This is a genomic window from Nonomuraea sp. NEAU-A123, from assembly GCF_018603905.1.
GTDB lineage: Bacteria > Actinomycetota > Actinomycetes > Streptosporangiales > Streptosporangiaceae > Nonomuraea.
In genome coordinates this window covers 236,794-248,554 of sequence record NZ_JAHFZZ010000001.1, presented here as the reverse complement: position 1 = coordinate 248,554, position 11,761 = coordinate 236,794, and the positions used below count along the sequence as shown (strand labels likewise).

Here is an 11,761-nt window from a genome sequence, read left to right as displayed (position 1 = left end):
CGCTGAGACCGCCATGCTGATGAAACTGGTGCCTGTCACGGCACTCCTCGCGGCGGTCGCGCTCACGGGGCCGGCCAATTCCGCGCCGACGACTCCCGTCGGCGGGGATCTGCTGGGCAGCCGCGGTCTGGTGAAGCCCGACGGCATCAAGGCACCGCCGAAATCCAAGGCCACGTCGTACGTGATCGCCGATCTGGAGACCGGCGAGGTGCTCGCGGCCAAGAACCCGCACGGCCGCTACCTGCCGGCCAGCACGCTCAAGACGCTCACCGCGCTCACGCTCATCCCCAAGCTGGACAAGAACCTCACGGTCAAGCCCAGCAGGAACGCGGTCAACCAGGAGGGCACCGCCGTCGGCCTGACGACCAAGCCGCTCTACAAGGTCGACGACCTGTTCAGGGCGCTGATGATGTCGTCGGGCAACGACGCGGCGATGGCCCTGGCCGAGGCGAACGGCAGCCTGGCCAAGACCATGAGCGACATGAACGCCGAGGCCAAGCACCTGCAGGCGAACGACACGGTGGCCAAGACGCCCAGCGGGCTGGACAAACCGGGGCAGAGCAGTTCGGCGTACGACCTGGCGCTCATCGCGCGGGCCGGCCTGGCGAACCCCGATTTCCGGCGATACATCAGTACAAAGACTGCGAAGTTTCCGGCGCCCAAGCACTACTACGAGATCAGCAACCACAACAAGCTGCTGTGGCGCTACAAGGGCATGATCGGCGTCAAGAACGGCTGGACGTCCAAGGCCCTGGGCAGCTTCGTCGGCGCCGCGACGCGTGGCGGCCACACGATCATCGTGACCATCATGCGGCACGACGGGTACTTCTGGGACGAGGTCGCGGACCTGCTCGACTGGGGCTTCGCCGCCCGGGGCAAGGTCACGCCGGTCGGCCGGCTCGTCGATCCGCTGCCGGTCATACTGCCCGCGCAGCAGGCGACCGCGCCGGTCGTCACCGCGTCGCCGGCCACGGCGCCGCTGCTCGACAGGACCGCGTCGAAGCAGACCGACACCAGCCGCACGGTCGGCTCGATCGTGATCGGTGGCGGGCTGCTGTTCGGTGTGGTGTGGCTGGGGTACGGCATCCGCCGCAGGAGACGCTTGGCTCTGAAGTCCCGAGGCCTGGAGAACTCTGAGCTCAGGTGAACCCGTTCGAGGGGATGGGTGAGGGTGACGGCGGCGGGTTGAGCCCGGCGGTGGCGGTCCAGGCCCCGACGTACAGGACGAACCTGGCGGACAGGTTGATCCACACCAGCAGCCCCACCATGACGGCGAACGCGCCGTAGACCGGGTTGGACAGCGTCTGCGCCAGCAGCAGCGACGCGACCTGCTTGAGCAGCCCGAACCCTACGGCACCGAGCAGCGCGCCCCTGGCCAGCACCCGGAAGGGCTGGGTGGTCCGGCCCACCCAGCCCAGCACGATCAGGAACAGCAGCCAGTCGGCGGCCACGCTGGCCACCAGTCCCACCAGCCAGAGCGTGCCGGTCGTCACCGGCGCGCTGCCCAGCCCGAGGGTCGTCGCGACGTTGGTCGTCGCCTGCGTGGCGGCCCCGCCGATCAGCACCGACACGACCATGGTGACCCCGAGCATGAGCAGGGAGATCAGGTCGCGCAGTTTGCCGACGAAGAAGTTCAGTGGCGGGGCCGTGGCCATCGATATCTCCGCCAGCGCCCCGCGCAGCGCGTCCACCGCCCCCAGGCCCGCGTAGAGGAGACCGGCCAGGCCGATGATCCCGGCGGTCGCCCTGGCCTCGGCGATGGCCTGAAGGTTGATCTGGTCGGCGAGTCCGGGCAACTGCTCCTTGATCGCCTTTTCCAGCGCCCTGATCGCGTTGGTGTCGTTCGACAGGACGTACCCGAACAGCGCGTACGCGAGCGCGATCAGCGGGAAGAACGACAGGAACGCGAAGTAGGTCACCGCGCCGGCCAGCCGGTCGCCGAATCGCAGCTGGTAGCGCTGCACGGTCCTCATCAGATGGTCGAGCCCGGGGCGACGGATCCGCCAGGACTCGACGATGCGGCCACCCCGCGCCTTGGCCGACTCGACGCGCGCCATGCACCAGCGCCTTACCTTCGCCAACACTGTGCCGCGGCCGCCTTCCAAGGTGCCCCGCCGTCGCCGGGCACCTGCCCGGGCTACCGCTCTTCTACCACGGAGACGGGGGCTCGCGAACCGCGAGACCAAGCGCGGTTAGGGGCGTGGCGTGGTCAGGAGCGTGGTGCGGCTAGGGGCGTGGCGCGGTCAGGAGCGTGGCGTGGTCACGGCGCGGGCTGATTCCGCGAGTCGGGCGAGCACCTCCGTGACGTCGTGGCGCAGCAGCCGCCCGTCCCGCTTGACCACCTGCCCGGCGACCAGGACGGTGTCGACGGCGCTGGTGTCGGCGTTCAGCACCACCGCGCCGATCGGATCGTGCGCGGCCGCCATGCCCAGCGTGCCGGTACGCAGCAGCACGAGGTCGGCCTGCTTCCCGACCCGCAGCGAGCCGACGGTGTCACCGAGCCCCACCACCTCGGCCCCCTCGATGGTGGCCATCCGCAGCGCGTCACGGGCACGGAACCCCAGCCCCTGCCCGTCGGGACGACCCCGCTCCAGCGCGAACGCCGTCCGCATCAGGCTGAACATGTCACCGGGCGCGCACGTCACAGTGTCGATACTGAACGAGGTGGGTATCCCGGCGGCCCGCGCCCGCCCGCTGATCGGGTAGCCGATGCCCAGGGCCATCTCGTCGATCGGCGACACGGACACGCCGCCACCGCTGTCGGCGATGAGCTTGAGCTGGTCGTCGCTGTAGTGGTTGGCGTGCACGTACGTCGTCCGCGGCGCCAGCAGCCCGTTGGCCGCCAGGAACGCCAGCCCCTTGGTGGCACTCTCCCTGTTGTGGCCGCCGAGGTGCGCGGTCACGGGCAGGTCGAGCTCGCGAGCCAGCCGCCACTCGTCCAGCGCGTCCTCCTCGCTGACGATCTCCGGCCCGAGGGCGGCGATCGCCATGCTGACCAGGCCGGCCGTACCGAAGTGCTCGTCATGGACCCGGCGCCCCTCCTTCAGCAGGTTCTCGCGCGGGCCGCCGTGGCAGTACCCGAAGATCGCCCTGATGCCGGACTCGCGCAGTGCCCGCACGGCGGAGTCGGTGTGCTCGGGCGTGAACTGCACGTGCGACCAGTCGAGCAGTGTGGTGATCCCGGCGTCCAGGCACTCCAGCGCTCCGGCCAGGTTCCCCGCGTAGACGTCCTCGGGCCGGTAGCCGGGGGCCAGCTCGCCCAGGATGCGCTGCAGATATCCGCCGAACGTGATGTCGGGCGCGATCGCCCTGATGCCCGCCTGCCAGGTGTGCCGGTGGCTGTCGACGAACCCGGGCAGCACGATCATCCCGGTCGCGTCGATGACCTCCGCCCCCGGCACCTCGGGCAGATCCGGCCCCACCTCGGCGATCAGACCACCCTCGACCCGTACGTCCACCTGCCCGAGTACGACCGGCTCCGGCTCCGTGTCGACGACGATCCCGTTCCTGATCAAAGTTGTCATGGCGAAAAGCTTAATGAGAAGCTTTTCAGAAAGCAATATACCGCCAAGTATCCTCGATCCCATGAAGCACGATGAGGTCGACGCGATGGTCCCCCGCTGGCAGGACTCGGGCCTGTCATCGTCGCTCATCGCCGGCCTCGAACTGAGCAAGCGCATGTCCCGCCTCAACATGCTCTTCGAGTCGGCGATCAAGGCCGAGCTGGCGGACCTGGGCCTGACCTACGCCGAGTTCGACGTCCTCGCCGCCCTGACCCGCACCGGCCCCCCGCACCGCCTCAAGCCCAGCGAGCTGTCGAAGAGCCTCTACCTCACCTCGGGCGGCACGAGCAACGTCCTGCAGCGCCTGACCTCGTCCGGGTATGTGGAGCGGGCGGCCAACACGGGCGACGCGCGCAGCCGGTGGGTCCAGCTCACCCCCGAGGGCCTGCGCCTGGCCAACACCGCCCTGGAGGCCTCGGGGAAGGCGCACGAGGAGGTGCTGGCGGGCGTCCCGGAGGAAGCGGTACGACAGGCGGCGGACGCCCTCCGGGAGGTGCTCCTGGCAGTGGGCCGCCGCCGCTTCCGCTAGAGACCGGGCCGGCAGTGGGATCCCCGATCCCAGGCTCAACGGTGCTCTGCCGATCCCGCGCGGCCTGCGCGAGCCTGAGGTCATGACGTACTCGACGGAGCAGCAGATCGTCCTCATCACCGGAGCCAACAAGGGGATCGGCTACGCGACCGCGCGGCAGCTCGGCCGGGAGGGGCACGTGGTGCTCCTCGGCGCCCGCGACGAGGAGAGAGGGCGGAAGGCCGAGACGAATCTGGTCGGCGAAGGACTGGACGCCCGGTTCGTCCGGCTCGACGTCACCGACCTCGCCACGGTCGAGGCCGCCGCGGCGTACATCGACGCGGAGTTCGGCCGCCTGGACATCCTCATCAACAACGCCGGAATCACCCGCGACCGCCCATACCGGCCGAGCGAGCTGCCGCTGACGGAGCTGCGCGCGATCTACGAGACGAACGTCTTCGGGGTCGTCGCGGTGACCAACGCGATGCTCCCGCTGCTCCGCAGGTCGGCGGCCGGACACATCGCCAACGTGTCGAGCGGCCTGGGCACGATCGCGTTCCTGACCGACGCGAACTCGCCCTTCAAGGACTACAGCCGACTCCTCGGCTACAACTCCTCCAAGGCCGCCCTGAACGCGATCACCCTGATCTACGCGGACGAACTCCGCGACACCCCGATCAAGGTCAACGCGGTCTCACCAGGCTTCTGCGCCACCGACCTCAACAACCACCGCGGCACCCTGACCGCCGACGAAGGCGGCGCCCACATCGCCCGCCAGGCCACCACCATGCCCACAACCGGCGCCTTCCTCAGCGAAGAGGGCGGCGTCGTCCCCTGGTGACCCCTGTCTTGACTACTGATCACCGGAAAGCGCCGCCTGCCCTGGAGAACGCGTCGTCCAAAGAGCGGAGACCGGAGAGCCCGTCACCGAAGCTCAACGACTCAGGCCCGCAGTAGAGAACGAACCCCGCCAGCATGCGATCGCCCAGCCTTTAGATCTGCCGACTCTTGCCCTTTAAATCTGCCGAAGATCAGAGGCTGGGCAGGAAGCCGACGCGGTCGCGGACCTCGGCCATGGTCTGGCGGGCCACGGTGCCGGCGCGTTCGGCGCCGATGGCCAGCAGGCGGTCCAGCTCGGCCTCGTCGGCCAGCAGCTTCTCCGTGCGCTCCCGGATGGGCGTGAACGCCTCCACCACGGCCTCCGCCACGTCCTTCTTGAACGTCCCGTATCCCTGCCCGGCGTAACGCGCGACCAGGTCGGGGATCGGCGTGGCCGTGAGCGCGGACAGGATGCGGAGCAGGTTGGAGATGCCAGGCTTGCCGTCCTCGTCGAACAGGACCTCGGAGCCGGTGTCGGTGACCGCGCGCATGACCTTCTTGCGCAGCGGCCCCGGCTGCTCCAGGACGTCGAGGATGCCCGCGGGGCTGGAGGACGACTTGGACATCTTGGCCGTCGGGTCCTGGAGGTCGGTGATCTTCTCGACCTCCTTGAGGATGTACGGCTCAGGGATGGTGAACGTGTCGCCGAGGCGGTGGTTGAACCGCTGGGCGAGGTCGCGGGTGAGCTCCAGGTGCTGCTTCTGGTCGGCGCCGACCGGCACGCTGTTGGCCTGATAAAGCAGGATGTCGGCCGCTTGGAGCACCGGATAGGTGAAGAGCCCGACGCTGGCCGCGTTCTCCCCGAACTTGGCGGACTTGTCCTTGAACTGCGTCATCCTGGCCGCCTCGCCCATGCCCGTCAGGCAGATGAGGATCCAGGCCAGCTCGGTGTGCTCCCGGACGTGCGACTGCACGAACACCGTCGAGCGCTCGGGGTCGAGCCCGGCGGCGAACAGCTGGGCGGCGGCCACGCGGGTGCGGCGGCGCAGCGCGGCGGGCTCCGTCGGCACGGTGATCGCGTGGAGGTCGACGACGCAGTAGAAGGCGTCATGAGTCTCCTGCAGCGTCACCCATTGGCGGACCGCACCCAGGTAGTTGCCCAGGTGGAAGGAGTCTGCGGTGGGCTGGATGCCGGAGAGGACACGAGGTCTGGCCATAGCAGCCAATTGTGTCAGGAATCCAGGTCGGGCGGCGACTCGACGACCGGACGCCGTTTCACTCTCACTCTGGCGATACGGCGGCCGTCGAGTTCGGTGACGGTCAGTTCGAATCCGGGCACCTCCACCACCTCCCCCACGGCGGCCACGTGGCCGAGCACGGACATCACGAACCCGCCCAGCGTCTCGTACGGGCCGTCGGCCAACCGGATGCCGGTCTCGGCGTAGAAGTCGTTGAGGTTCGTCAGGCCGTCGATCTCCATCTCGCCCGCCGGGAGGACCACGGTGTCGCCCTCGACGTCGTACTCGTCCCTGATGTCGCCGATGAGCTCTTCGACCAGGTCCTCCAGCGTGACGATGCCGGCCGTCCCGCCGTACTCGTCGACGACGATGGCCAGGTGGTGGCCCTCGTCGCGCATCTCCGAGAGGGTGGTGAGCAGGCGCTTGGAAGCCGGTACGAACTTGACCGGCCTGATCGGCACCAGCTCGCTGATCGGCTCGATCCGCCCGGTGAGCACCGGGTCGAGCAGGTCCCTGACGTGCACGAACCCGATGACCTCGTCGTACGACTCGCGATAGACGGGAAAGCGCGAGTGCGGCAGCCCCGAGGCCAGCACCGCCGCCTCCGCCAGCGTGGTGTCGGCCTCCATGAACTCCACCTCGGTACGCGGCAGCATGACCTCGCGGAGCTGGCGCTTGCCCGCGGCGAACACCTCGGCGATCAGCTTGCGCTCGTCGGCGGTCAGGTCGGTGTGCCCGACGACCATGTCGCGGAGTTCCTCGGTGGTGACCTCCTCGCGGTCGGCCTGCGGGTTGCCGCCGAGCAGCCTGACCACGCCGTCGGTCGACTTCGACAGCGCCCAGATGACCGGGCGCGACAGCATGGCCATGCGGTCGAGGAAGGGCGCCACGACCAGCGAGAGCCCCTCGGCCCGCTGCAGGGCCAGGCGTTTGGGCGCCAGCTCACCGAGCACGAGAGAGACGTACGAGATGGCGAGCGTCACCAGCACCAGCCCGAGTACGGGTGCGACGGCGTGGGGCACGCTCCACCCTTCGAGCACGGGCACGAACTGCATGCCGAGCCGGTCGGCGCCGAACGCGGCCGACAGCATGGTGGCGACGGTCACCCCGATCTGCACCGCCGACAGGAAGCGGTTGGGATCGCGGGCGAGCTTGGCCACCCGCTCGCCGCGGCGACCTTTCTGGGCGAGCTTGCGCACCTGGCTCTCCCGCAGGGAGACCAGCGCCATCTCGGCGGCGGCGAAGAAGCCGCCGACGAGGATGAACAGCAGGACCAGCGCGATATTGGCCGCGAGGGTGTCAAACATGGTGGTTGGCAGCGTACTCGGCGGATTTCCCGCGTATGCTGAACCCTGAGCCCGACAAAATCAAACATATAGCCACAGGAGTAAACATGAGGTTGCTGGTCACCGGAGGCGCCGGATACGTGGGCAGTGTCGTTGCGGCGCAGCTCGTCGAGTCGGGCCACGAGGTGACCGTGCTCGACGACCTGTCGACCGGCCACGAGGACGCGGTGCCGGAGGGGGCGCGCTTCGTCCGCGGCTCCATCACCGAGGCCCACGACGCGCTGGCGGGCGTCGAGGCGGTGCTGCACTTCGCGGCCAAGTCGCTGGTCGGCGAGTCGGTGGAGAAGCCCGGCCTTTACTGGTCGCACAACCTCGGCGGCACGCTGGCGCTGCTCGACGCGATGCGCGAGCAGGGCGTGCGCGGGATCGTGTTCTCCTCGACCGCGGCCACGTACGGCGAGCCCGAGCGCTCCCCCATCCTGGAGACCGACCCGACGCGGCCCACGAACCCGTACGGCGCCTCGAAGCTGGCCGTGGACACCGCCCTGACCGCCTACGCGGGCCTGCACGGCCTCGGAGCGGTGAGCCTGCGGTATTTCAACGTGGCCGGCGCGTACGGCCGCTACCGCGAGCGGCACGCCATCGAGACCCACCTCATCCCGAACGTGTTCAAGGTGGCCACCGGCGAGCGTGAGTCGGTCAGCGTGTTCGGCACCGACTATCCGACGGACGACGGCACGTGCGTGCGCGACTACGTCCATGTGGCCGACCTGGCGGTCGCCCACCTGCTGGCGCTGGAGGCGCTCTCCCCGGGAGAGCACCAGATCTACAACCTGGGCAGCGGCGCCGGCTTCTCCGTTCAGGAGGTGATCTCGGTCTGCCGCGAGGTCACCGGGCACGGCATCCCCACCGTCCTCGGGCCACGCCGGGCGGGCGACCCGGCCGTGCTCGTCGCGTCGTCCGAGAAGATCCGGCGCGAGCTGGGCTGGAAGGCCGAGCGGGCGTCCCTGCGGGACATCGTCTCTGACGCTTGGGGAGCGCTTTCCGGGAAATCGGTATAGGAAGTCCAGATATGTGCTGTGATATCGAAATGTGAGGAGCTTTTCACCAAGGGTCACGAAGGTACTCTTCGGCGTCCTCGTTCTACTGGGCAGCCTCACCGCGGCGGCAGGGGTGATATTCGCCACCTCGCCGCCGGCTCCGGCCGCGGGAATCACTCTGTGCCCTTAGGCGTACAAAAGGGAAATAAGCCGCAAATCGTACAGGTGCGGCCAGAGAAAAGACGCGCGCCCGGAAACGGACGCGCGCCTTGTCAGGACAGACCAGTGACGGCTCAGATCAGGCCGAGGGACGCCACCGCGTCGCGCTCCTCAGTGAGCTCGCGCACGCTGGCGTCGATGCGCTCGCGGGAGAACGCGTCGATCTCCAGGCCCTGGATGATCTCGAACTGGCCCCCAGCCGCCCGCACCGGGAACGAGGAGATGAGCCCCTCGGGGACGCCGTAGGACCCGTCCGACACCACGGCGGCCGAGGTCCAGTCGGTGCCGTTGACCCAATCAAAGACGTGGTCGATCGCGGCGTTGGCCGCGGAGGCGGCGGACGAGGCGCCGCGGGCCTCGATGATGGCGGCACCGCGCTTGGCCACCGTCGGGATGAACGTGTCGCGCAGCCACTCGGACTCCACCTGCTCGGCCGCGATCTTGCCGCCGACCTCGGCGTGGTAGAGGTCCGGGTATTGGGTGGCGGAGTGGTTGCCCCAGATGGTCATGTTCTTGATCTCGGTGACCGGGACCTGGAGCTTGGCGGCGAGCTGCGACAGCGCGCGGTTGTGGTCGAGGCGGGTCATCGCGGTGAAGCGGTCGGCCGGGACGTCGGGCGCGTTCTGCTGGGCGATGAGCGCGTTGGTGTTGGCCGGGTTGCCCACGACCAAGACCTTGATGTCGTCGGCGGCGTGCTCGTTGATCGCCTTGCCCTGCGGGCCGAAGATGCCGCCGTTGGCGCCGAGCAGGTCGCCGCGCTCCATCCCGGCCTTACGCGGCATGGCGCCGACGAGCAGTGCGACGTTGGCGCCCGCGAACGCGGTGTTCGGGTCGTCGGTGATCTCGATGCCGGACAGCAGCGGGAACGCGCAGTCGTCGAGCTCCATGGCGGTGCCCTCGGCTGCCTTCACCGCCTGCGGGATCTCCAGCAGACTGAGCTTGACCGGGACGTTCGAGCCAAGCAGCTGCCCCGACGCGATGCGGAACAACAGTGCGTAGCCGATCTGACCGGCGGCTCCGGTGACGGTCACCTTGACGGGCGTGGCCATGGCCTTCCCCTAACTCGGAGGGTGAATCATTGACTTTCGGATGCTACCCGTTCGTCATCCGCAGGAGTTCATCGAGGGCGTGTCCTGCTCGGGTGTGAAGTCCACGTTGCGGAAATACTGGGCCAGCAGGCTCTTGACGACGCCCTCCTTGTAGAGGGCGGTAATGACGCCTTCGGCCGCCTTGCAGGTCCTCGTGTCTCCGTGCTTGATGCCGATGGCATAGCGCTCATCGTTGAGCTTGGCGCCGAGGATCTTGAAGCGCTGGTTCTCGCGGCTGGCGAAGCCGGCCAGGATGAGATCCTCGCCCGGCACCGCGTCGACCTCGCCACTCCTGAGCTTGTCCATGCACTGCGCGTAGTCGGTCGCCGGGACGAGCTGGACCTTCACCCGGGCCTGGACATTCCCGACGGACGGGCTGTTGGGGGCGCAGATCTTCTTGCCCTGGAGGTCGTCGATCGAGTCGATCGAGTTGCCATCGCTGACCAGGAGGTCGTGGTGGGCCACATAGTACGGGCCGGCGAACTCGACGTCGCTCTTGTCGATGGAGTAGGTGGCGATCACGAGGTCCACGGTGCCGTCGGCCAGCGCCCTCTCCCTCCCGGTCTTGGGGATCCTGACGAACTGGGTCTGCTTGGCGCCGAGTTCCTGCGCGATGCGCTTGGCCAACTCGATGTCGAAGCCCTCGAAGCCACCGTCACGTTCCAGGGAGACGCCGGGGAGATCGCCCTTCACGCCGATCACGATCTTCTTGGTCTGCGCCACCTTGTCGACCACCGAGGTGAAGGAGTTGGGCGGGGCGGGAACGGGCGAGGTGCCCGTGCTGAACACGAGCTGCGCCCAATCGTTCCGCACCGCCACGACCGAAGTCGCGCCGATCAGCAGGGCCGCCGCGGCCAGCGCGAACCACCAGGCGCGGCGGCGGCGCGGCGCGGGCGGACCCGTGTCCCGGGCGGGCGCGGGCAGGTCGGTGTCCCGGGCCGGCGCGGGCAGGTCGGTGTCCCGGTCACGGGGCGGCGGCGTGGAGCCGGTCGCCCACGGGATCGGCTCGCCACCGGTCACCGAGGACTGCTCCGGCGGATGCATGAGCTGCGCTTTCGGCAGCGAGCCCGTGCCCGCCATCCCGGTCGGCACCCTGAAGAACGGGGTGGTGTCATCGCTGGCCACCTGCACGCCCCGGGTCAGCAGGGCCGTGGAGGCCCCGACCGTCTCGGGCTGGCCGAGCAGCCGCAGCAGGATCTGGTCGGCCGAGGGCCGGTCGTCGGGTGACTTGGACAGCGCCGACCGCACCACGCCGCGCAGCGGCTCGGCCAGCATGGAGACGTCGACCTCGTGGTTCAGGATCCGGTTGAGCACCACCGCGATCGAGTTGCCCTCGAACACGGTCTCCCCGGTGGCCGCGAACGCGATCACCGCTCCCCAGGCGAACACGTCGGTATAAGGCCCGACATCGTCGCCGGCGATCTGCTCGGGGGCCATGTAGGCGGGCGTCCCGATGGCCCGGCTGGTGATGGTGCCGCTTGAATCGATGATCCTGGCGATGCCGAAGTCCACCACGCGCGGCCCGTCGGCGGCGATCAGCACGTTGTCGGGCTTGAAGTCGCGGTGCACGATCGAGGCGTGGTGGATCGCGGTCAGCGCGGTCGCCGTCCCGATCGCCAGCCGGTCGAGCGCCGTCCCCCGCAGCGGGCCGTCGTCGTCGACGATGTCCCTGAGCGCGCGCCCGTCGATGTACTCGCTGGCGATGTACGGCGTATCGCCGTCGAGGTCGGCCTCGATCACCCGGGCCGTGCAGAAGGACGCCACCCGCTGCGCCGCCTTCAGCTCCCTGGCGAACCGCGACCTGGCGATCGTGTCCCCGCTGAACTTGACATGCAGCAGCTTGATCGCCGCCTGCTCACCTTCATCGGTGACGCCCAGGTAGACGATGCCCTGGCCGCCCTCCCCAACCCGGCCGACCAGCCGGAACGACCCCAGCTGGCCGGGGTCGCCGGCGACCAGCGGCGAGATCTGCGGCATTCATCTTCCCCACGTTCAAACAA

At 69.0% G+C, this 11,761-nt stretch carries 10 protein-coding genes; 4 read left to right on the top strand and 6 right to left on the bottom strand.

Annotation, left to right across the window (positions count from 1 at the left end; translation table 11 throughout):
* Positions 1-13 precede the first annotated feature (13 nt).
* Positions 14-1,147: a D-alanyl-D-alanine carboxypeptidase family protein gene (locus KLK06_RS01220; protein ID WP_214633378.1), complete on the top strand. Its 1,134-nt coding sequence runs from the start codon at positions 14-16 to the stop codon at positions 1,145-1,147.
* Here KLK06_RS01220 and KLK06_RS01215 read toward each other — a convergent pair.
* Positions 1,140-2,057 (bottom strand): YihY/virulence factor BrkB family protein, encoded by a 918-nt coding sequence (locus KLK06_RS01215; RefSeq protein ID WP_214633377.1) that lies wholly within the window; start codon positions 2,055-2,057, stop codon positions 1,140-1,142. The two genes, KLK06_RS01220 and KLK06_RS01215, sit on opposite strands and share 8 nt — an antisense overlap.
* A 186-nt stretch (positions 2,058-2,243) precedes the next feature.
* A complete protein-coding gene (locus KLK06_RS01210; protein ID WP_214633376.1) occupies positions 2,244-3,524 on the bottom strand; it encodes an amidohydrolase family protein in 1,281 nt (426 codons plus the stop codon).
* 61 nt (positions 3,525-3,585) lie between these two features.
* Here KLK06_RS01210 and KLK06_RS01205 point away from each other — a divergent pair, with 61 nt between their 5' ends.
* Both KLK06_RS01205 and KLK06_RS01200 read left to right on the top strand, forming a co-directional pair.
* On the top strand, positions 3,586-4,092 hold the full coding sequence (locus tag KLK06_RS01205; protein ID WP_214633375.1) for a MarR family winged helix-turn-helix transcriptional regulator: 507 nt from the start codon (positions 3,586-3,588) through the stop codon (positions 4,090-4,092).
* An 82-nt stretch (positions 4,093-4,174) separates the two neighbouring features.
* On the top strand, positions 4,175-4,912 hold the full coding sequence (locus KLK06_RS01200) for an SDR family oxidoreductase (protein ID WP_214633374.1): 738 nt from the start codon (positions 4,175-4,177) through the stop codon (positions 4,910-4,912).
* Between the two features lie 190 nt (positions 4,913-5,102).
* Here the strand turns inward: KLK06_RS01200 and trpS are convergent, their stop codons facing one another.
* Both trpS and KLK06_RS01190 read right to left on the bottom strand, forming a co-directional pair.
* The gene (trpS, locus tag KLK06_RS01195) at positions 5,103-6,107 is read right to left on the bottom strand and encodes a tryptophan--tRNA ligase (RefSeq protein WP_214633373.1); all 1,005 of its coding nucleotides are present in this window, start codon (positions 6,105-6,107) and stop codon (positions 5,103-5,105) included.
* 14 nt (positions 6,108-6,121) lie between these two features.
* Positions 6,122-7,435 carry a hemolysin family protein gene (locus KLK06_RS01190; RefSeq protein WP_214633372.1) on the bottom strand — a complete coding sequence of 438 codons (1,314 nt, stop codon included), beginning with the start codon at positions 7,433-7,435 and terminating at the stop codon, positions 6,122-6,124.
* A gap of 86 nt (positions 7,436-7,521) precedes the next feature.
* Between KLK06_RS01190 and galE the strand changes: the two genes are divergently transcribed.
* On the top strand, positions 7,522-8,475 hold the full coding sequence (gene galE, locus KLK06_RS01185; protein ID WP_214633371.1) for a UDP-glucose 4-epimerase GalE: 954 nt from the start codon (positions 7,522-7,524) through the stop codon (positions 8,473-8,475).
* A gap of 272 nt (positions 8,476-8,747) precedes the next feature.
* Here galE and KLK06_RS01180 read toward each other — a convergent pair whose 3' ends face one another.
* A complete protein-coding gene (locus tag KLK06_RS01180) occupies positions 8,748-9,722 on the bottom strand; it encodes a malate dehydrogenase (RefSeq protein WP_214633370.1) in 975 nt (324 codons plus the stop codon).
* A 54-nt stretch (positions 9,723-9,776) separates the two neighbouring features.
* The gene (locus KLK06_RS01175; RefSeq protein ID WP_214633369.1) at positions 9,777-11,738 is read right to left on the bottom strand and encodes a serine/threonine-protein kinase; all 1,962 of its coding nucleotides are present in this window, start codon (positions 11,736-11,738) and stop codon (positions 9,777-9,779) included.
* Positions 11,739-11,761 lie beyond the last annotated feature (23 nt).